Here is a 20,445-nt window from a genome sequence, read left to right on the forward strand (position 1 = left end):
CGGGGCAGGGCGGCGGGTGAGGCGGTGAAGAATTCCCGGACACCAATGTCACGGTTTCGGGTGAATTCACCAACCCTCGGACGGGGGGAGGGTGGCTGGCCACGATGGGCACCCACCGCGATGTCAGAAAAAATCCAACCGTTCCAAGGGGTTCGAGTCACTCGAACCCCCCACCACGGAAGGCGGGATGTCACGCTGTCGTGGCATGCCACTTGCTGAATCTGCGCGTCGCGTCAGACCACTGTTGAACGATTCCGGCGCCATCTGGCCAGATGACCGTTCGGAAGTCCCGCAGCACGAGCAGCCACGAGGCGACACCGACATGCCCCCGTCTTCCTACAACCAGCGCACCCTCTCGAAGACCGCCAGCCTCCAGGGCATCGGGCTCCACTCGGGCGCGAAGGTGACGCTCACGCTGCGTCCGGCGCCCGCGGGGCACGGCATCGTCTTCGTGCGCACGGACCTGCCTCGCCCGGTGAGCATCCCCGCGCTGGCGGAGTACGTGGTGGACACGGCGCTGGCGACGACGCTGGGCCGCGACGGCGTGAAGGTGGCGACGGTGGAGCACTTCATGTCCGCCATGGCGGGCCTGGGCATCGACAACGCCCGGGTGGAGCTGGACGGCCCCGAAGTGCCCATCATGGACGGCAGCGCCGCTCCCTTCGCGGCCCTCATCCAGGACGCGGGCATCCGCGAGCTGGACGCGCCCAAGGAGCTGCTCGTCATCCGCAAGCCCGTGTCCGTGGTGGATGGCGACAAGCAGGCCTCGCTCACCCCGTCGCGCCACTTCCGCATCAGCTGCACCATCGACTTCGAGCACCCCGTCATCCAGGGTCAGGCGTTTGATTTGGATTTCAGCGACCGGGACTTCTCCCGGGAGATTTCCCGCGCGCGCACGTTTGGCTTCCTGCGTGACGTGGAGAAGCTGAAGAAGCTGGGCCTGGCTCGCGGCGGCTCGCTGGACAACGCCATCGTCGTGGACGAGGTGTCCATCCTCAACCCGGAAGGGCTGCGCTTCACCGACGAGTTCGTGCGTCACAAGATCCTCGACGCCATCGGTGACGTGTCTCTGTTCGGCCGTCCCGTCATTGGCCACCTCACGGCCTACAAGACGGGCCACGCGCTCAATCACAAGCTGGTTCGCAAGGTCCTTTCAGACCCGAGCTGCTATGAGATTGTCCCCGCGCGTCGTCGCGACGTGGAAGGCTTGGAGCTGGGCCTGCCAGGATTGGCCGGCGCGCTGGAGCTGGAGCCGCTCGTCGCCTGATGTTGGTTTGGCATTTCCTTGCAGGTCGGGGCTGGCTCGACTAAGTCGCGGGCTCATGCCCATGCGTCCAACCAACGTCATCCTCGCCGCGCTGCTGGCGGCTTCGTTCACCGCCGGTTGCAACAAGGAGAAGGCGCCGGTCACCGCGCAGGCTCCCGCCGCCGCCCAGGCCCCCGCGGGTGAGCCCACCCCGGACACCGTGGTCGCCACCTTCGGTGACGGCCAGAAGATCACCTACAAGGAGCTCAACGACCGCGTCCAGGAGCCGATCGCCAACCTGGAGAAGCAGAAGTTCCAGCTTCGCAAGCGCGGCCTCGAGGGCATGGTGACGGAGAAGCTGGTCGATGCGGAGGCCAAGAAGCGCGGCATCACGCAGGACCAGTTCCTCAAGGCGGAGATCGACGACAAGGTTCCCGCGCCGACCGAGGAGAAGATCAAGGAAGTCTTCGACGGCGCCAAGGGCCAGCTGCCGCCCGGCTCGACGTTCGAGCAGATGAAGCCGCAGATCCTCGACTTCCTCACGCAGCAGCCCAAGCAGGAGCGCGCCCAGGCCCTCTTCGCGGAGCTGCGCAAGAACGCCAACGTGCAGATCACCCTGCCGGAGCCTCCGCGTGCTCCCGCCGAGCGCAAGACGGTCTCCGCCGTCGGCCCGTCGAAGGGCCCGGACAACGCGCCCATCACCATCGTCGAGTTCAGCGACTTCCAGTGTCCGTTCTGCAGCCGCGCCATTGGCGCGGTGGACCAGGTGATGAAGGAGTACGACGGGAAGATCAAGCTGGTGTTCCGCCAGTTCCCCCTGGACTTCCACAAGGAGGCGCAGAAGGCCGCCGAGGCGTCGCTGTGCGCCAATGACCAGGGCAAGTTCTGGGAGATGCACGACAAGCTGTTCGCCAGCCAGTCCGCGCTCCAGCTGGAGAACCTCAAGAAGTACGCGGGCGAGCTGAAGCTGGACCAGGCCAAGTTCGACAAGTGCCTGGACTCCGGTGAGAAGGCCGCGACCGTGAAGAGCGACATGGCGGACGCGCAGAAGGTCGGCGTCAGCGGCACGCCGGCGTTCTTCATCAACGGCATCATGCTGTCGGGTGCGCAGCCCGTCGAAGAGTTCAAGAGCATCATCGACGCCGAGCTGAAGCCGACGGCGCAGAAGTAATCACGCGGTTCGGAGGGCACGGGCGGTGGCCCAGAAACCCAAGGCCACGCCCCGTGTCGGCGGTGAGGCGACTTCGCTGGATTTGGAGAAGTCGCTCGCCGCTGGCCTGTCCTCCTCCCGTCCCCTCTCGGCCTGGTTCCACGGGCCGGAGGGGATGGTGCTCCTCCAGGAGCCCTTGGGCTTCGCTGGCTTCCTGGCCGGCACGCTCGGGACGCTCTCGGTGGAGGAAGTCTTCGCCCACGTCCTGACGGGGATTCGCAGCGGGTTGCTCGCCGTGCAGCACGGCGCCGTCCGCCGCACGGTGTCCTTCCGGGACGGGCAGGTCGTCTTCGCCACGTCCACGGAGCGCTGGGAGCGGCTGGGCGCGGTGCTGGTGCGGCTGGGGCTGGTGACGCAGGCGCAGCTCACGCAGGCGCTCTCACGCGTGATGCCGTCGCGGCGCATCGGCCAGGTGCTCACCTCCGAGGGACTCGTGTCCGAGGCCCATCTCTACAGCGCCATGACGTACGTGGTGCGGGAGGTGGTGCTGAGCCTCTTCGAGTTGACGGAGGGCAGCTTCCTCTTCGTCGAGGGCCCCGCGCCCATGGCGGACGTGGTGAAGCTGCCGGAGCGCACGCGTGATTTGGTGCTCACCGGAATCAAGCGCTCGGAGGAGCTGTCGCGGTGGCGGCGGCGCTATCCGGAGGACATGCGCGCGGAGACCGGGCCGAAGGGGCCTCGCCCGGGTGAGGAGCGCCTCTTCCGGCTGCTGGGCACGGGCACGACGCTGGGCGAGCTGCGCACGGTGCGCGAGAGCGGGCACCACGCGTTCTTCGCGTGGCTGGAGGAGTGTGTGCAGGGCGGCCACCTGACGGTGCGGCCCGCCACGCCTCCCGCGCCGCCCGTGCCCGCCGTGGAGGGCATGGCGTGGGAGCTCTTGTCCGCGGAGGAGCGCTACAACCTGCTCTTGTCCCTCATCCACCGCGCGCTGCGCGACGCGGGGGAGGACGTGGACCTGCTGCGTGGCTTCCTCGATGCGCCGCCGTCGGGGCTCGAGGATGCGTATGCCGGCGTGGTGTTGAGCGCGGAGGGCCGGGTGGATGTGGCGCGGCTGCGCGCCAACCTGTCCGGAGGTGGCGAGGCGGTGGCGCGGGCGCTGACGCTGGAGGCGCTGGACGCCATCGTGTCGTACGCGTTGTTCTCCGCGCGAAACGTCCTGCCGTCCGAGGTGGCCGAGCGCTTGTCCAACACCTACCGCACCCTGCAGGGAGGGCTGGCCTAGCAGGCGGCACATGCCCACGTTCGCGGCCACGGCGTTCGTGGTCGGGGGACGATGGTCATGGGTGTGTTGCGGAAGCTGGCGTGGGGGTTCCTGGTCGTGAGCGCGGGGTGTAGCGGCTCGCGTCAGGCCGTGAAGGCGGACGCGGCGCAGCCTGGAACGGGCGGCTCGGGACAGGGACAGGTGGAGGCGATGAAGGCCTCCGTGTCTGGACCGTACGTGGACGAGGAGCTGGGGTTCGAAATCATCCGGCCCAGTGACGACTGGCAGTTGGACGCGACGAACGAGCGCACGCCGGAGGGGCTCGCGATTCCGGTGGTGCTGCGTCACCCTCCGTCAGGTGCGCAGGTGGTGCTCCAGGTGGCGCCCGCGGTGGCCACGCCCACCCAGTTCGCCGAGCGGCTCACGGAGGGACTGCGACAGCAGCCGGGCTTCATCACCACGGACCCCGTGCCCCTGGCACTGTCCGATACGGCGGTGGGCTTCAACTTCCAGGTGGGTGACAACGTGCATGGCCGAGTGGCCGTGCGCGAGGGCCAGGAAGGCCGGGTGCTGATGATGCTGGCCACGTGGCCCGCTCAGGCCGTGGCGGGCGACATCCAGAACGTGGATGCGCTCATCGCCGGCATCCGCCCGCTGCCAAATCGCAAGGCCGTCCCGAGCAAGGTGCCGCAGGCCGTTCGGCCCTGAGCCGGAGGGCCGGTGCTCGGCCACTGGCTCCGAGCGGAACCCTCGGCCCGATACGCGCGGCCAGGGTCCTCTCCTAGAGAAGGGGACGCGGACCTCGTCCGCGCCCTTGCTCGGCCAGGGTCCTCTCCCAGGGAGGGGGGACGCGGGCCTTGTCCGCGCCCTCTCGCGGCCCGTCGTCGGTGGACGGGCCGCGGAGGCGTGCTGCTCAGCTCCGCGCGGACTTCCGGGCGCCGCGAGCCGCGCGAGCGGGCTTCGCGGGGGCCTCGGTAGCCTCGGTGGCCTGCGTCTCCGTGCGCAGCCGCACCCACTCCACCAGGGTGCGGACGCCCACGCCGGTGGCGCCCTTGGCGTTGTAGCCGCGCTCCTTGGGGCTGTTGGACGGACCGGCGATATCCAGGTGCACCCACGGCGTCTCGCCGACGAACTCCTTGAGGAACAGGGCGGCGTTGATGGAGCCACCCCAGCGCTCGCCGGAGTTCTTCATGTCGGCGACCTCGGAGCGCAGCGCGTCCTTCTGCAGCTCGCTCACCGGCAGGCGCCACATCTCCTCGCCGGCGGTGCGCGCGGCCTGGAGGACCTCGTTCACCGTGCCGTCGTTGTCACCGAAGGCGCCGACGATGTAGTTGCCCAGCGCGACGATGCACGCGCCCGTGAGCGTCGCCAGGTCGATGACCGCGGACGGCTGGTGCTCGCAGGCCCAGGTGAGCATGTCGCCCAGGACGAGGCGGCCCTCGGCGTCCGTGTTGGTGATTTCCACCGTCTTGCCCAGCCGCGACGTGAGGATGTCGCCCGGCTTGTACGCATTGCCCGCCGGCATGTTCTCGCACGCGCCAATGAAGGCGTGCACGGGGAAGGGCGGCTTGATGGAGGCGATGACCTGCATGGCGCCCAGGACGGCCGCCGAGCCCGCCATGTCCGTCTTCATGTCCACCATGCCCTCGGTGGGCTTGAGCGACAGGCCTCCCGAGTCGAAGGTGATGGCCTTGCCCACCAGCGCCAGCGGCGGGCGCTTCGCGTCGCGCGCGTTCTTCGGCGTGTAGACGACGTGAATGAGCCGGGGCTCCTCGGTGCTCCCGGCCGTGACGCCCAGGAACATGCCCATGTCGAGCTTCTCGATTTCGCGCTTGCCGCCAATCGTGATCTTCAGCCCGTGCTCCCGCGCGGACTTCCGGGCGGCCTCGGCCAGCACCGTGGGCGTCACCGCGTTGGGCGGCTCGTTCACCAGGTCTCGGGCCCAGTTGGAGGCCTCGGCCACGCGCTTGCCCAGGGCCAGGGCGTCCTCCACGTCGCGCGACTTCTCCGTGCCCTCGGGCAGCGCCAGCGCGACCTTGACGGGCTTGGGCGTGCCCTTCTCCTCGCGCGCGGAGGACTTGTACTTGTCGAAGCGGTAGGCGCCCAGCACCAGGCCCTCCACCACCGCGCGCACCGCGTCCGCGGGCGCCTTCGTGGCGGGCAGTGCCACGACGAGCGACGTCACCTTGAGCCGATGGGCCGTCTTCGCCGCGCGGCCCGCCGCCAGCCGCAGGACTTCCGGGTGGAACCGCGCGCGGTTGCCCAGTCCCAGGAGCAACACGCGGCCCGCCGTCGTCCGGCCGAGCGTGTGCATCACCAGGGACTGGTCGGCCTTCGCCTTGAAGCCCTCCTGGGTGGCGGCCCCGCGCAGGCGGCCGTCCAGGGACTTGTCCGCCGAAGCCAGACTGGCCGGGGCGCCCTCACCCAGCTCGCCCTCGAAGAGCGGAATGACGAGCAGGTCGCCATTCGCGAGGGTGGCGTCGCCGGAGACGAAGGTGAAATTCATGGGCCGATGAACTCCTGAACGGGAGAGGGGAAATACGGGAGGGCGCGGACTGTAACGCCCACCCTGTTGCACGCAAAGCGTTGGATTTCATTCGAGCGTTGCATTGCAGCAGGGGGCTGGGTAGCAGTCAGGCAATGCCCACCTTGCTGATGCATCTGACCGCCATCGAACGGTTGGCCGCCAACCCCGGAGAGCTGCCGGCGGATTGGGTGCGCGCGCTCTCCGAAGACCTGGCCTACGCGCGCTTCGGAGTGGCGCTGCCGGACCTGCCGCTGTGCGAGGGCGTCCGAGGGGGCCTCTCCGCGTTCCTGCCCGAGCGGGAGATGCCCCTGTTCGCGAGGCTGTATCACGAGCGCGCGCCGGTGGGCTTCGGGCTGAAGATGGCGGAGCTGGTGGCCACGGGCGCGCTGGTGGGCACCGAGCCAGGGCTGGCCCTGCTCGCCGGCTACTTCACGCACCTGTGCCTGGACCGACGGCTGCACCCGGTGGTGGACAACCTGGTGGTGCGGCATCGGCGTCGCGGCGAGCGGGCACTGGCGGCGCACCGTGACATCGAGTGGGCCCAGACGCTCTTCTACCTGCGCGAGTTGCACGGCGTGGACCTGCTGGGCACGCCCCGGCTGCGCGAGAAGTGTCAGGTGGTGAAGAGTCCCGGCTTCCCGTGGCGAGGCATTGGCCGGGGCATCTACGAACTGGTGCGGCTGTCCTCGCAGGAGCGCGTGGGGCAGGCGCCGTCCAAGGCGGAGGTGGATGGCTGGGTGCGCGGCCTCTATGTCTCCGGCCTGTTCCTCTCCAGCCCCATGGGGCGCACGCGCGCGCTGCCCGCCTTCGCCCACCTGTCCTTCCAGGAGCTGTACCGCAACGACACGTTCGACTTCTCCCAGGAGGTCGAAGGTGCGCTGGAGTCGGCGCGTGGAGTCCTTCGGAGGTTGCACGGCTACATGGCGAGGGGCACCTTCACACCTCGTACGCGTGCCCGCTTCCTGGAGGCCTTCCCAGAGGGAAACCTGGGCGTACGTGCCGCATAGCGCGCCGCGCATCGCCCTGAAGTGCTGGGCTCTTTCGCGCGCAGAGCAACCGTCCTGCCGAGCCTGTCTCCTAGAGGGGAATGGCGCTGGGCGCGGCGATGGCCCGCTCCTATTCTCGTGAAGGAATGACGGTTCTTCTCCTCATGGTGGTGGGCGGGCTCGCGGGAGCACTGGGTGCGATGCTGGGCATCGGAGGTGGCATCGTCCTGGTGCCCGCGCTGGTGCTGGGCTTCGGGTTGCCGCTGGAGGAGGCGGTTCCGGCCAGCTTGATGTGCGTGGTCGCCAACTCGTGCGCCGCCGCGGCTGGCTACGTCGACAACCACTTGAGTGACATCCGGCTGGGCCTGACGCTGGAGCTGGCCACGGTGCTCGGCGCCATCGCCGGAGGACTGGTGGCGGCGCTCATCGCACCGGCGATGGTGGCGGTGGTATTCGGCCTGTTCACGCTCTATGTCGCGCTGCAGATGATGCTGCTGCGCTCGCCTCGAGGTGAGCCCGCGACGCTGGACGACTACCAGCCGACGAACTACCCGCTGGGCATCTCCGGCTCGTTCGTGGCGGGTGGCCTCTCCGCGCTCCTGGGCGTGGGCGGTGGGCCGCTGAAGGTGCCGCTGATGAGCTACGGCATGCGGGTGCCCTTCAAGGTGGCCAGCGCCACCAGCAACCTGATGATTGGCGTGACGGGCGCGGCGAGCGTGGCCGCCTACGCGCTGCGCGGACACCTGAAGCTGGCCCTGGTGTCTCCGCTGGTGGTGGGCGTGCTGGCCGGCGCGTATGCCGGGAGCCGGCTGATGCCGAAGGTGCCCACGGCCGTGCTCAAGAAACTCTTCGCATTGGTGCTGCTGTCGGTGGCGGGGCAGATGTTGTGGAAGGGAGGGGCGGGACTGTGGCCGAGCGTGTGGGAGTGAGTGAAGGGGACCCGGACGGCGCCGAACCGCCGCGGGTCTCCGCGGCGATGATGGCGGACCCGGCGGCACTGGGTTCCAACACGATGGTGGCGACCCCGGCGCAACAAGCCGAGGCGCCCGAGCTGGAGGCGGAGCCCGTCACCGCGGGCCTCGCCGAGGCACCGTCCCAAGGCGTCACGCGCGTCCGCGACAGGACGCTCGCGGGAGACCGGTGGATTGCCCGGGTGTTGCGCGTGGGCGCGGTGCTGAGCGGTGGCATGTTCGTGCTGTCGCTGGGTCTGGAGGCGCTGCCAGGCACGGAGAGCACGCACGTGGCCATCGACCAACTGCGCAAGGCCGCGGCGTCGCTGCTGCTGGTGACGCCGGTGGCGCGGCTGGGCGTGGCGGGCACGCTGCTGGGACTGCGCGGTGAATGGCGCTACGCCGTCATCGCCGCGGGAGTGCTGGGGCTTCTGGCCCTGGCGGTGGGCGCCGGCATCCAAGCGTGATGCGGCGCCCGGGGCAGGGCGGTGGGTGGGCGCCTCAGGCGCCTCGCGCGGCGAAGTGGGCGAGGATGTTGCGCACCTTGGCGACCTCGTCCGCGCGGCCCTGCTCCTCGTAGAGCGGCAGCACCGCTTCGAGCTGGGAGCGCGCCGCGGGCAGGTCCTGCGAGTAGTAGCAGGACAGGCCCAAATCCCACCGGGCGCGGGCCTCGTACACGTGGTCGTGCAGCTCCTGGTACAGCTCCACCGCGCGCAAGAGGTGCGTGCGCGCGCCCTCGTGGTCGCCGAGCAGTCCCTCGGACTCGCCCAAGAGCAGGTGGCCCAGCGCGAGCGCCTCCGCGTCGTCGCCCTTCTCCAGCAGGGGAAGGGCTTCCAGGAAGCGCTTGCGAGCCGGCTCGTACTCGGCCTTCTCCATGCGGATGTCGCCGATGTCCAGCAGCAGCCGCGCGGTGCGCTCCGTGTTGCGCGTCTGGCGGTAGAGGATGAGGGCCTCCTGGTACTTCTCCTCGGCGGCCTCCGGCTGTCCCAGCGCGCGCAGGGACTCACCGATGCAGGCGCGGGACAGGGCCTCTCCGTCGCGGTCCTTCGTCTCGTTGAAGAGCCGGGCGGCCTGGGCGATGAGCTCCACCGCGCCCCGGTGGTCCTCGAAGTTCGCCTTCACCACGCCCAGTCCGAAGCAGGCCTGGGCCTGGCCCGGCTTGTAGCCGGCCTCCTGGAACATCGCGAGGGCCTCCTCGTAGCACTGGCGACTGGCGGCATGGTCTTCCAACATGCCGTGCAGCTCCGCCAGGCTCACCAGGCCCTGACCCACCTGGGTGGGCGAGCCGGTGATGCGCAGGGTGGCCAGCTCGTTCTTCTGCTTCTGGAGCGCCTGGAGGAAGTGGGCGCGTTCGGTGTCGTCGGGCGGGTGCATGCTCACGCGTCGCCACCCTTGCGGCGCCGGGCCGCCTTGTCCAACGAATCGTGCTTCTCGCTCCGGTCAGTGCCATTGACGTCCGGGGGGACGGCGGCGCCCGCGGGGGGCGGGGCGTGGTGCCGGTCCTTCTCCACCTTGTCGGCCTGCTCGTAGCCGAGCAGCGGGGAGAAGAAGCAGTCCTTCTTGGTGTACTCGTCGAAGGAGAAGGCGAAGCGGTAGCTGGCCGCCGCGCGCTGGTTGCAGTCGGTGCGCTCGCAGAAGCGGCACGAGATGCCGGAGGGGATGGCATCCTTGCGCAGGTCATTGGTGGGCAGGCCATAGGCCAGGTACTTGGCGTTCTCAGCGTGGGTGCCCAGGCCGATGGAGTACGCGGTGCCCTTGACAATGGAGCCCTCGGTGGGCTGGAGCTGCACCTTGGCGAAGCAGAAGTACGTCGTGCCGTCCGGCATGATGGAGTACTGCCGGGTGAGCTGCGACGGGTTGAGGAAGGCCAGGTGCACGGCCCACTTGCCACAACTCCCGCCGCCGCTGGCGAAGCGGATGCCGGTGCCGCTGTAGCGCTTGGAGATGTTGCCGGCGATGTCCGAGCGCAGGAAGTGGAAGGGGATGCCCGGGCGCTTGGGGTCCGACAGGTTGCACAGCCGGTGGGCCACCGTCTCGTAGGTGGAGCCGAAGATGCTCGACAAGAGCTCCACGTCGTAGCGCGTGCGCTGCACTTCCTTGAAGAAGTCCCCGTACGGCAGCATCAGCGCGCCGGCGAAGTAGTTGGCCAGGTTCACCTTGATGAGGCGCGTCGTCTCCCCGTGTCGGGTGCGCCCCGCGCCGAGGATGCGCTCCACCAGCTTCTCCTTGTCCAACATCAACAGGCCAATGGACGCGGCGATCTGGAACTTCAGCGGCTGCTCGGTGAGGTCCGGGGACAGGGTGAGGGTCTGCTCCTCCGGATCCAACCGGCGCACCACGGACGAGCCGCTGGGCGAGGCGTCGATGAGCACGCGGTAGCCGAAGCGCTTCTCCAATAGCTGCATCAACTGGCCGCTGGTGAGCTGGCGCTCGATGCTGATGTCCCGCCGCAGCTCTTCGGCCTGCTCCTCCAGCTCCGGGAAGTAGTTGCGGTGCGTCTCCAGGAAATCGCTCACCTCGTCGAAGGGTGAGTAGTCGAAGCGCACACCCGGCACGGTGCCGTTGCCCGCGCTGCCGCCCTGCGTCCGCGTGCGCTCCTCCACGTTGAGCTGCGCGAGCACGTTCTCCAACTGCGTGCGCGTGTTCTTGTAGAGGTTGAAGAGCGCGGCCACGGTGCCCGCGAGCTTCGGCTCCGCGGACAGCGACTGGAGCGACTCCGGGTCGATGTCCAGGCTCTTGAGCAGCGGCTCGTCCAGGAGCTTCGCGAGCGCTTCGTCCACGCGCCCCTCGCCCAGCGTGGACATGAACTGCTCGGGGTCCTGATCGAAATACCGCAGCGCCTTCCAGAGCAGCGGGAAGGGCATCACCCGCTTGCCCTTTTCGATGAGGTTCAAATACGCGGGGGAGACCCCCAAGTCCTTCGCCGCGTCCGCCTGCTTGATGTTGCGGGCGAGTCGCAGGCCCCGGAGCTTCAGGCCCACGTTGGCGTTCAGTGCGTTGTCGTTCATGGCTGAGTCGGGTCCCGTCGGAGTGCGCCTGGCCTCTTGCGCCCTCGCCCCTCTGAACCACTCTGCAAATCGATTTACCGATTTGCAATCAACGTTTTTCTTGAGGCCGCTCCCTGTGTGGCGGGCGACGGAACGGTCGTCGTCCACAGGGCGATTGGCCTCTGGGTATGTGCAACCACATGTAATCGCTGCGCTTTATCCGCGCGCGGATGTGCGTTCCGGACGGTGTTCGACGCACGTTGTCAAAAGTTTACCGCCGCGGCGCGCCAAGCCCGCTTCATGTGCTGGTAAACCCGCATTCACGGTTTACAGAGCAGAGCCGGCTCCGGTTCAGGCGATCAACCGGTGGAAGATGAGGGAGACGTTGGTGCCGCCGAAGCCGAACGAGTTGCTCATCACCGCGTCGACGTGGGCCTCGCGCGCGGTGTTGGGGACGCAGTCCAGGGTGATGAGCGGGTCCTGGTGCTGGAGGTTGATGGTGGGCGGCAGCACGCCTCGGGTGAGGGCGAGCACGCTGATGACGGCCTCGGCGGCGCCCGCCGCTCCGTTCATGTGGCCCGTCATGGACTTGGTGGAGGAGACGGCCACGGTGCTGGCGGCGTCGCCGAAGATTCGGGCGATTCCTTGAGTCTCCATCAGGTCGCCGACGTCGGTGGAGGTGCCGTGCGCATTCACGTAGCCGATGTCCGACGGGGAAAGCCCCGCGTCCTTGAGGGCGGCACGCATGCTGCGCTGGGCGCCCTCGTGCTCGGGGGCGGGCGTGGTGATGTGGTACGCGTCGGAGCTGGCGCCGTAGCCGGTCAGCTCCGCGAGGATGCGCGCGCCGCGGGCCTTCGCGTGCTCCAACTCCTCGAGGATGAGCATGCCCGCGCCCTCGGCGAGCACGAAGCCGTCGCGGTCCTTGTCGAAGGGGCGGCTTGCGGCCTGGGGCGCGTCGTTGCGCAGGGACAAAGCGCGCATGGCCGCGAAGCCGCCGACGCCGAGCAGGGAGATGGGCGCCTCGGCGCCTCCGGCCACCGCCACGTCGAACTCTCCGCGCTGGATGCCGCGCATCGCCTCGCCAATGGCGTGCGCGCTGGTGGAGCACGCGGAGTTGGGGGCCCAGGACGGGCCCTTGAGGCCATGGCGCAGGCTCACGTAGCCGGGCGCCATGTTGATGATCATCTGGAGGATGAAGAACGGGCTGATGCGGTCCGGGCCCTTCTCCAACGTGCGGCGGTGGGTCTCCTCCAGGCTTGCGATGCCGCCGATGCCGGAGCCGATGATGGTGGCGATGCGCTCGGCGTTCTCCGGCGTCACCTTCAGGCCGGAGTCCTCCAGCGCCATGTCCGCCGCCACCACGGCGAAGTGGGCGAAGCGGTCCATGCGCCGCGACTCACGCCGTTCGATGTAGTCGTCGACCTTGAAGTCCTTCACCTCGCCGGCGATTTGACAGTCGAGCGCGCTGGCGTCGAACAGGGTGATGGGCCCCACGCCGCTCTGGCCTCGCACGAGCGCCTCCCAGCTCTTCTCCACGCCCGTTCCCACGGGGCTGATGAGCCCCATTCCCGTCACCACGACGCGCCGCTTCTGCATCCGCCGCTCCCTTGGATGGCACGCCAGGAAGACGAACGGCCCGGCCGCTCGTGCGCCTTCCTTTTCGTGGCGTGCGCTGCATGGCCCTTTGTATTATGGGCATCATCCCATCTGGCAAGCCTGATTGTCAGCAGTACGGAATATCTGGAATCCGGATGATGGTGTCCACCACTGCATGAGGGAGGAGCGAGGCCCATGAGCGACGGGAAGGCCGAGACGCGCACGAGGACGGTGACGTGGAGAGATCCTCTGGAGGGCGTGGCGGCGGCGAAGTCGCTGTCGGGACTGGAGTACCTGCGCGCCATCGTCCGGGGCGAGGTGCCTGGGGCGCCCATCGCGGCGTTGATGGGCTTCGCACCGGTGGAGGTGTCGGAGGGGAGAGCGGTGTTCGTGGTGGAGCCAGGGGAGCACCACTACAACCCGATTGGCACCGTGCACGGGGGCCTGGCGGCGACGCTGCTGGACTCGGCGCTCGGGTGCGCGGTGCACTCCACGCTGCCGGTGGGGGCGGGCTACACCACGCTGGAGCTGCACGTGAACATGGTGCGCGCCATCTCCCATGACACCGGTCTGCTGACGTGTACGGGTGAGGTCATCCACGTGGGAGGCCGCGTGGCGACGGCGCAGGCCCGGCTGACGGACGCGGACGGCAAGCTGTACGCGCACGGCACCACGACGTGCATGGTGTTCCGGCCCCCGGTTCCGGGCGGCCGGGAGTAGAGGGCGCGACGATGCGGTACGCACCCGAGCACAAGCAGGCCACTCGCGAGCGAATCCTCACGGCGGCGCAGACGCTCTTCCGGAAGGAGGGCTTCGCGGGCGCGAGCGTGGAGCGCGTCATGCGGGCCGCGGGCCTGACGGTGGGAGGCTTCTATGCCCACTTCACCTCGAAGGAGACCCTGCTCGAGGAGTCCGTGCGCGTGTTCTTCCGGAACCAGCAGGTGCGCTGGTTCAGCGGACTGGAGAAACTGCGCGGCGCGGAGTTCCTCGACCTCTTCGTGCGGCGCTACCTCAACCCGCACATCCGCGACAACATGGAGACGGGCTGCATCATGCCGTCGGTGCTGTCGGACCTGACGCGCGGGACACCGGAGGCTCGCGAGGCGCTCGCGCAGGGCCTGGAGACCCTGGCGGAGGAGCTGGGGGACCATGTCCCGGGTGGAGAGGGCGTCAGCGACCGACAACGGGCGCTCGCCACGGTGGCGCTGCTGTTCGGCGCGATGACGCTCGCGCGGGTGACGAAGCACCTGCCGCTCTCGGATGAAATCCTGGAGGCCGCGCGAGCCTTCCTGCTGGCGGGGGGCGCGCCGCCTCCGAAAAAGCGACACTGAGGGCGCGGGGGCGCGCGTGGTGCTCGCCTCCCATCACCTTGCCTTCGGGCCGGGGTGGAGGTGGCGATGTCCTTCGCGCGCGGCCGTCCGATGCTGTGGGGGCTCGCCCTCGTGGCGCTGTCCTGCCTGGGTGTTCCGCGCCCGCGCCCCGCGAAGGACCCGGCGGCGCTGCGCTACAACATCACCTACGTGCGCGAGCCCACGCACGCGCTCGATGTCGAGGTGGTGCTGGTGCGAGGCACGCCGCGCGCGTTCCGCTTCACCCAGCCGGGCGGCGTGCACACCGTGAGCGCGTTCCGCGAGGATGGCGAGCGACTCGAGTTGAGCGTGAAGGATGGACAGGTCCTCCTTCCCTCGAACATCCGCTTCCTGCGCTATCGCTATGAGCTGGATGCGCGCATCGGCGCGCGTGGACCCGACCTGTTCTCGGGTGGGGGAGAGGGCGACGCGCGGCACCTCGCCGGACGTGCGTACCTCATCCGTCCCAACCTCGCGCCGCCCGACCTTCGCGTGGAGCTGGTCGTCGAGGGCACGGAGGCGCTGCTCCCGTGGCAGCCCGATGACACCGGCCTGTATCGGCTGCGCGCCGAGGACCTGGTGGACTCCGGGTTCCATGGCTTTGGGGGGCGCCGCTGTCAGGTGGTGTCGCCGGATGCGGTGCTGGACGTGGCGGTGCTCGGCCACTTCACCTCGGTGGACGACACCCAGGTCTGTGCCTGGTTGAAGCAGGCCGCGGAGGAGGTTCGCACCGTGCGCCGCGCGTTTCCGTATCCGCGCGTCACCGTGCGGGTCATCCCCGTGCCCGGACGCGAAGGTCCGAGCCTCTTCGGCATGGTGCTCTGGAGCTCCCCGCCCAGCATCTCCCTGCTCGTGGGCCAGGACGCGAGCGCGGCCTCCTTCGAAAGGGACTGGGTGGTGCTCCACGAGATGCTCCACCTGACGCATCCCGCGTTCCTGCCGCGCGTGCCCTGGCTGTCCGAGGGCCTGGCCACCTACTTCACGGAGCTGGCCCGCGCGCGTTCGGGACGGCAGAGCGCCGAGCGCGCATGGGAGGAACTGGTGGACGGCTTCGCGCGAGGTCGTCGCGTGGCGGGAGCCCGCACGATGGAAGAGGTCGTCACCGACGGTGACTTCGCGCTCGGCACCTATTGGACGGGCGCGCTCTTCGCGCTGCATCTCGATGTGGAAATCCGCCGTGTCACTGGAAACCGGCGCCACCTGGAGGATGTGTTGGAGTTGCTCGCGGAGCGGGGGCCCACTTCCACGTTCGGTGCTTTTGGCGTGGCGGTGGACGCCGTCGCGGGGCAGCCGCTGTTCGACGCGTTGCTCGCGCGGCACCTGCGGCGCGTGGCTTTTGCGGAGCAGGAAGGTCTGCTAGAAGCGCTGGGTGTGACAGCGGGAGCCGAGGGCATCGAGCTGGTGTCTGCCCGGGACAGCTCGTTGCGTGAGGCGATGGAGGGTCGGCGTATCCGCGATGTGTCGCGGTGAGTGGCGCGGCTCGCGGGATGTAACCGGTGGGCAGGATGTTGCGTACCGGATGCATCCGCGAACCCCTGACATCCGTAAATGAGGTCCGCCACATCCAGAACCCCGTGGGTGCCTGTCGCGCTCCTGGGGTCTGGGGCTTCATGTAGTTCAACCTGTAGTTCCCCCTCAACGCAGCACCGAAAGGAAGCAACACCATGAACGCGAAGGCTCTTGCGGCGATCGTCGGCACCCTGTCCCTGGCCTCCCTCGCCACCGGCTGTGCGTCCACCAAGTCCGCGGAGGCCACGCCGGCCGCCGCCGAGAAGGGCGCCGAGGGCTCCTGTGGCGCGGCGAAGGCCGACGGCAAGGGCGCCGAGGCGGGCTGCGGCGCGCAGAAGCAGGAGGGCACTGCCCCCGCCGCGACCCCTGAGAAGGGCGCCGAGCACGGCTGCGGCGCTGGCGGTTGCAACGGCCAGAAGAAGTAGTCCGCGGCGCACCGGAGGCGGGTGACGACACCTGCCTCCTCGCGCCGACTTCCGGGCGGTGGGAAGAGCACCTCCCGCCGCCCGGTTCATTTGTCTCCCAGGAGGTGGCTGGCCGTGGTGGTGACGTACGCGCGAAGACACGGGCTTCAGCCCCTGGGCGTGGGCATTGGCCTGCGCAGGAGCTTCTACGAGGAGCTGCCGCGCACCGAACGGGCGCTCGACTGGGTGGAGATCATCCCGGAGAACTTCCTGTCGCTCGGAGGCCGCCCTCAGCGCGCGTTGGACGCGTGCAGGGAGCGCTGGCCGGTGTTGCCGCACGGCGTGGGGCTCGACATCGGCGGGCCGGATGCGCTGGACGTGGACTACGTCACGGGGCTCGCGGCGCTGGTGAAGCGCGTGGACGCGCCGTTCTTCTCGGACCACCTGTGCTACTCGCGGCTGGGCGGCGTGTACCTGCATGACCTGCTGCCGCTGCCCTTCACCGAAGCCGTCGTCGAGCACGTGGTGCCCCGCGTGCGTGAAGTCGTGGCGCGCGTGGGCCGGCCGTTCCTGCTGGAGAACCCGAGCTACTACGCGAACATGCCCGGAGGCACGCTGTCCGAGGCCGACTTCCTGCGGCACGTGGTGGAGGAGGCCGACTGCGGGCTGCTGCTGGACGTGAACAACGTCTACGTCAACGCGCGCAACCACGGCTACGACGCACGCGCCTTCATGGACGCACTGCCTCTCGAACGCGTGGCGCAGATCCACCTCGCGGGCCACACCATCTACCCGGACGTCATCATCGACACGCACGGCGACCGCGTCTGCGACGACGTGTGGTCGCTGTATCGCTATGTGCTGGATCGCACCGGCCCGGTGTCGACGCTCATCGAGTGGGACCAGGACATCCCGTCGATGGAGGCGGTGCTGGACGAGGCGGACCTGGCGCGCGCGGCGCTGCGGGAAGGGGCAGGGCGATGAAGCCTTCGCTGAAGCACTTCTTCGACAGCATGGGCACCTACCTGGCGCGCCCGGGCGGCGAGTCGCTAGAAGAGCTGTACACGGCGCATCCGGAGTGGCGCGCGCCCTCCTCACGCGTGTCCCTCTACGGCGACTTCGTGCGAGGCCATGTACGAAGCGCGCTCGAGAAGCTCTTCCCGATGCTGCGAGGCGCGGTGGGCGCGGAGGCGTGGAACGCGCTGGTGGAGGACTACACGCTGACCCGGCCCGCGCGGCACCACGAGGTGAATCACATGGGCGAGGGCTTCCCGGCCTTCGTCGCGGACGGGGTGTCGTCGCGCGGACTTCCTCCCCATGCCCCCGCGCTGGCGCGGTTCGAGTGGTCGGACTTCGCGGTGTTCTCGTCCCAGGCGGAATCACCCGAGCGCGTGGAGCGCCTCACGCCGAATCCCACGCTGCTGGTGCTGGAGCAGCCGTACCGCATCTGCGCCTACGTGCGCGCGAAGGGCGCAGTCGTGGTGCCCCAAGCCGGTGACGAACTGGCGCTGTTGTGGCGTCATCCGGCGCACCTGGTGACGTACTACCAGGAGGCCACGCCGCACGCGCTGCTGGTGCTGAAGATGGCGGTGGAGGGGCTGTCCGCGTCGGACGTCGCGGTGGCCACGGGGATGCCGGAGGCCGACATCCTGGGCGCGGTGGCACGTCTGTCGCGAGACGGCCTGGTGCTGTCGCCCGACGCGTGACTCCGTCGCGGGGCCTCGGTGCGACTCAGTTGCGGACCGAGCACACCTGTCCGACGGCGGAGTCCTCGCAGCGCGACACCCCCGGGCACTCCTGGTCCTGGGTGCACGCCACGGTGCACTGGCCCTCCAGACACAGCCCGCCTGACAGGCCGAGCTTCTGGCAGCGCACGTCGTCCGCGCACTCCGCGCCCAACTGGAGCAGCGCCCCACACCCCACGAAGCGCGCGGGGTCCGGCAGGCAATTGCCTTGCTGGCAGGTGAAGCCCGCCTCACACCGGTTCGCCGCGATGTCCTCCTCGTTCACCGACTCACTGCACTGCTTCACGCAGGCGACGCCGCCCTCGGCCAGGGGCTGGCACGCGGCGCCCACCTGGCAGCTCCCGTCGTCCTGGCACGCGCCACAGCGAGGCCCGGCCGCCGCACAGCGGAAGCCCTTGCACATCATCCCCGCGCCACACTGGCCATCCAGCACGCACTCGACGCAGCTTCCGCCCGGGCCACACACCAGGCCGTCCGCGCAGCCCGTCAGGCCGCAGCGGTTGAGCAGCTCCTCGTTGGCCTCCAACTGGACCTTGAGCTCCTTCTTCTCGCCAGAGCCCACGCACGCCTCGGCCTGGACCTCCGGAAAGCCCACCCCGGCGATGCTCAGCGCGTAGCACCCATCCGGCAGGGGGCCCACGCGCAGTCGGCCCGCGCCATCCAGGACGAGCCGCTCGAAGGGCGTGTCCCGCACCGACACCTGCACGCCGGCCACCCGCTCGCCGTGCGAGGACTTCACCCGCATCTCGAAGAAGCCCGCGTCCCGAGGGGCCACGCGCTGGAGCTTCACGGACTGGCCGCCGGTGACCTTCACCGAAACCCGCGTCGCCTTCTCCGCCGTGGCGACCACGAACAGCTCCGCGGGCCCGGTGGGCACGCCTTCCAGCTTGAACCTTCCCTCCGCATCCACCGCCGAGCGCACCTCATGGGCCCCGACGAGGGACACCACGGCGACCTCCGGGTCGAACTCCGTGAGCTGGCCTTCGATGGTCCCCACGCGCAACGGAGCGTTCTCCAGATTGCCGCACGCTCCCAGGCCCAGGACCAGGAAGACACCCAACGCGATGTGTTGTCTCGAGCCCATCAGAAGCGATACCCCACACCGGCCCAGCCGCCGGTGAATCCCACGGCCTGTCCCTCTCCATCCACCACCACGTAGGTCAGCATGAGCTGCGCCTGGGTCATCAGTTCCAGACGTTCACCCACCCTCACCACCATGCCTCCCACCACGCCAGGGCTGACCGTGAAGAAGCGCTGGCCGCCGGGGAAGGTCTCCACATCGAAAGACCGCCCCAGGTACAGGGCGGCCACGCGGGGACCGGCGAACAGCGTCAATCGTTCCCATCTCCACAGGTAGGGCAGGGCCACCCCCGCGGAGAAGGTGGTGTAGCGAAATGGCACCTCGTCCCCGGGTTGGAGCTGGAGCGCGCGCCGGCCCGTGCTGAAGCCCACATCGAACAGCAGTCCGAAATCGCGCAGCGGCCGGTCCTCCAACCGCAGCGACACGGCGACCTCCGGCGCCAGGGGCAGCAGCTCCGCTCGGCTGCGCGCGTCCGCGAAGGTGAACATTCCCCCGAGCAGCGACAGCGAGCGCCGGGGGAACGCCTCCGACAAGAGCTGCTCCAGGGGCAGCCGCTCCCCCGCGCTCACCTCCACGTCGCGGCGCATCAGCACCGCGTCGCCCTTGGTCAACTCCACCGTGCGCTTGCCGGGCACCACCGCCGCGCCGCCGGGCAGCTCCGTGCGCGCCTCCCCGTCGACCTTCAGCGTGAAGCCGTCCAGCCGGGGGTTGTAGGAGAACAGCTCCGGCCGGCCCGTTCGGGCGATGGTTCCCGACAGCACCACCGGGTCCGCGCCCACTTCCAGGATTTCCGCCGAGGGGCGCTGACGGCCCTCGGTGAAGGCAAAGGTGCGCCGGCGCGCGTAGTCATGGGCCTCCGTCGCGGTGACGGCGCCGTCCGTGTTGCGGTCCGCGCCCCCGCCCAGCCCCTCGACGAGGAAGTGCGTGTAGATGTCGTTGCGCAGCCCCTCGTCCTCGCGCGCCGTCTCGCCCCAGTCGCAGGCGGCGAACACCATGGATGCTCGCGAGGACTCCTCCAGCGGGCGCGCGTAGAAGCCGGACTTGACCCCGGACAGCTCCTTCTCCAGCTCCTTGGGCAACAGCGACTTGCCGTTGCCGCTGTGACAGGAGGCGAGCACCAGCAACCGGCGCCGACTGGAGAGCGCGTCGAACTCCGCTTTCAGCATATCCATGGACAACGCCGTCTGGGCGATGGCGCGATAAGAAGCGTCCCTCGTCACCAGGAAGCGGCGCAATTCGCCCGTGGCATCCCGGGCCAGGGTGCCGTGCGCGGAGAAGTAGACCACGACGACGTCGTCCGGGCGGTGGGCCTGCTTTCGCAGCTCCCGCAGCGCCGCGAGGATGGCCGCGCGCGTCGTCTCCTCGGGCCGCGTGAGCACGCGCACCTGGTCGAACCGCCCGCGCGCCGGGTCCAACATCGCCGCCGCCAGGTCCGTCGCGTCCTTGGCGGGGTAGCGCAGGCCTCGCCAGTGGGGGTCGTCGAACTCGGAGATGCCCACCAGCAGCGCCATGCGCCGGGGCGTGTACGCGCTCGACAGGGCCTCCTCGTCGAGCCGCAGCGGCACCAGTCCGCCCTTCTCCGTCCCCAGGGACGAAGGACCCGCGCACGCCGTCAGCGCGGCCAGCAGGATGGGAAGAAGGCGCCTCACATTCA

At 69.4% G+C, this 20,445-nt stretch carries 19 protein-coding genes; 13 read left to right on the forward strand and 6 right to left on the reverse strand.

Annotated elements, in window-relative coordinates:
* Positions 1-322 precede the first annotated feature (322 nt).
* The 4 genes from lpxC (at position 323) to FJV41_RS16810 (ending at position 4,365) form a co-directional block, all read left to right on the forward strand.
* Positions 323-1,267: a UDP-3-O-acyl-N-acetylglucosamine deacetylase gene (gene lpxC, locus FJV41_RS16795; protein ID WP_141643507.1), complete on the forward strand. Its 945-nt coding sequence runs from the start codon at positions 323-325 to the stop codon at positions 1,265-1,267.
* A gap of 61 nt (positions 1,268-1,328) precedes the next feature.
* Positions 1,329-2,417 carry a thioredoxin domain-containing protein gene (locus FJV41_RS16800; RefSeq protein ID WP_371745506.1) on the forward strand — a complete coding sequence of 363 codons (1,089 nt, stop codon included), beginning with the start codon at positions 1,329-1,331 and terminating at the stop codon, positions 2,415-2,417.
* Between the two features lie 25 nt (positions 2,418-2,442).
* Complete coding sequence (locus tag FJV41_RS16805; protein ID WP_141643509.1) at positions 2,443-3,678, forward strand: DUF4388 domain-containing protein; 1,236 nt, start codon at positions 2,443-2,445, stop codon at positions 3,676-3,678.
* Positions 3,679-3,735: 57 nt separating this feature from the next.
* A complete protein-coding gene (locus FJV41_RS16810; protein ID WP_141643510.1) occupies positions 3,736-4,365 on the forward strand; it encodes a hypothetical protein in 630 nt (209 codons plus the stop codon).
* Between the two features lie 205 nt (positions 4,366-4,570).
* On the opposite strand, the gene FJV41_RS16815 is transcribed toward FJV41_RS16810, so the two are convergent.
* Positions 4,571-6,163, reverse strand: coding sequence for a leucyl aminopeptidase (locus FJV41_RS16815; RefSeq protein WP_141643511.1), 1,593 nt, complete (start codon positions 6,161-6,163; stop codon positions 4,571-4,573).
* A 134-nt stretch (positions 6,164-6,297) separates the two neighbouring features.
* Here FJV41_RS16815 and FJV41_RS16820 point away from each other — a divergent pair, with 134 nt between their 5' ends.
* From FJV41_RS16820 to FJV41_RS16830, 3 genes are all read left to right on the forward strand, one after another.
* On the forward strand, positions 6,298-7,191 hold the full coding sequence (locus FJV41_RS16820; RefSeq protein WP_141643512.1) for a hypothetical protein: 894 nt from the start codon (positions 6,298-6,300) through the stop codon (positions 7,189-7,191).
* Positions 7,192-7,316: 125 nt separating this feature from the next.
* Entirely contained in the window at positions 7,317-8,099 is a 783-nt protein-coding gene (locus tag FJV41_RS16825) for a sulfite exporter TauE/SafE family protein (protein WP_141643513.1), read from the forward strand.
* Positions 8,078-8,587, forward strand: a complete 510-nt coding sequence (locus FJV41_RS16830) for a hypothetical protein (protein ID WP_306440885.1) — start codon at positions 8,078-8,080, stop codon at positions 8,585-8,587. The genes FJV41_RS16825 and FJV41_RS16830 overlap by 22 nt, the downstream gene beginning before the upstream one ends.
* Before the next feature lie 34 nt (positions 8,588-8,621).
* Here FJV41_RS16830 and FJV41_RS16835 read toward each other — a convergent pair whose 3' ends face one another.
* The 3 genes from FJV41_RS16835 to fabF form a co-directional block, all read right to left on the reverse strand.
* Positions 8,622-9,494 (reverse strand): tetratricopeptide repeat protein, encoded by an 873-nt coding sequence (locus tag FJV41_RS16835; RefSeq protein ID WP_141643533.1) that lies wholly within the window; start codon positions 9,492-9,494, stop codon positions 8,622-8,624.
* A gap of 2 nt (positions 9,495-9,496) precedes the next feature.
* Complete coding sequence (locus FJV41_RS16840) at positions 9,497-11,128, reverse strand: helix-turn-helix domain-containing protein (RefSeq protein WP_141643514.1); 1,632 nt, start codon at positions 11,126-11,128, stop codon at positions 9,497-9,499.
* 330 nt (positions 11,129-11,458) lie between these two features.
* The gene (fabF, locus tag FJV41_RS16845) at positions 11,459-12,703 is read right to left on the reverse strand and encodes a beta-ketoacyl-ACP synthase II (RefSeq protein ID WP_141643515.1); all 1,245 of its coding nucleotides are present in this window, start codon (positions 12,701-12,703) and stop codon (positions 11,459-11,461) included.
* Positions 12,704-12,898: 195 nt separating this feature from the next.
* Between fabF and FJV41_RS16850 the strand changes: the two genes are divergently transcribed.
* The 6 genes from FJV41_RS16850 (at position 12,899) to FJV41_RS16875 (ending at position 17,671) form a co-directional block, all read left to right on the forward strand.
* On the forward strand, positions 12,899-13,423 hold the full coding sequence (locus FJV41_RS16850) for a PaaI family thioesterase (protein ID WP_141643516.1): 525 nt from the start codon (positions 12,899-12,901) through the stop codon (positions 13,421-13,423).
* An 11-nt stretch (positions 13,424-13,434) separates the two neighbouring features.
* Positions 13,435-14,034: a TetR/AcrR family transcriptional regulator gene (locus FJV41_RS16855; RefSeq protein WP_141643517.1), complete on the forward strand. Its 600-nt coding sequence runs from the start codon at positions 13,435-13,437 to the stop codon at positions 14,032-14,034.
* 66 nt (positions 14,035-14,100) lie between these two features.
* On the forward strand, positions 14,101-15,522 hold the full coding sequence (locus tag FJV41_RS16860; RefSeq protein WP_141643518.1) for a M61 metallopeptidase family protein: 1,422 nt from the start codon (positions 14,101-14,103) through the stop codon (positions 15,520-15,522).
* Between the two features lie 194 nt (positions 15,523-15,716).
* Positions 15,717-15,986, forward strand: coding sequence for a hypothetical protein (locus tag FJV41_RS16865; RefSeq protein WP_141643519.1), 270 nt, complete (start codon positions 15,717-15,719; stop codon positions 15,984-15,986).
* A 117-nt stretch (positions 15,987-16,103) separates the two neighbouring features.
* Positions 16,104-16,949, forward strand: a complete 846-nt coding sequence (gene bufB / locus FJV41_RS16870; protein WP_438616744.1) for an MNIO family bufferin maturase — start codon at positions 16,104-16,106, stop codon at positions 16,947-16,949.
* A complete protein-coding gene (locus FJV41_RS16875; RefSeq protein ID WP_141643521.1) occupies positions 16,946-17,671 on the forward strand; it encodes an HvfC/BufC N-terminal domain-containing protein in 726 nt (241 codons plus the stop codon). The genes bufB and FJV41_RS16875 overlap by 4 nt, the downstream gene beginning before the upstream one ends.
* 25 nt (positions 17,672-17,696) lie before the next feature.
* Here FJV41_RS16875 and FJV41_RS16880 read toward each other — a convergent pair whose 3' ends face one another.
* The gene (locus tag FJV41_RS16880; protein ID WP_141643522.1) at positions 17,697-18,794 is read right to left on the reverse strand and encodes a carboxypeptidase-like regulatory domain-containing protein; all 1,098 of its coding nucleotides are present in this window, start codon (positions 18,792-18,794) and stop codon (positions 17,697-17,699) included.
* Complete coding sequence (locus FJV41_RS16885) at positions 18,794-20,440, reverse strand: caspase family protein (RefSeq protein WP_141643523.1); 1,647 nt, start codon at positions 20,438-20,440, stop codon at positions 18,794-18,796. The genes FJV41_RS16880 and FJV41_RS16885 overlap by 1 nt, the downstream gene beginning before the upstream one ends.
* Positions 20,441-20,445 lie beyond the last annotated feature (5 nt).

This window comes from Myxococcus llanfairpwllgwyngyllgogerychwyrndrobwllllantysiliogogogochensis (assembly GCF_006636215.1).
Lineage (GTDB): Bacteria > Myxococcota > Myxococcia > Myxococcales > Myxococcaceae > Myxococcus > Myxococcus llanfairpwllgwyngyllgogerychwyrndrobwllllantysiliogogogochensis.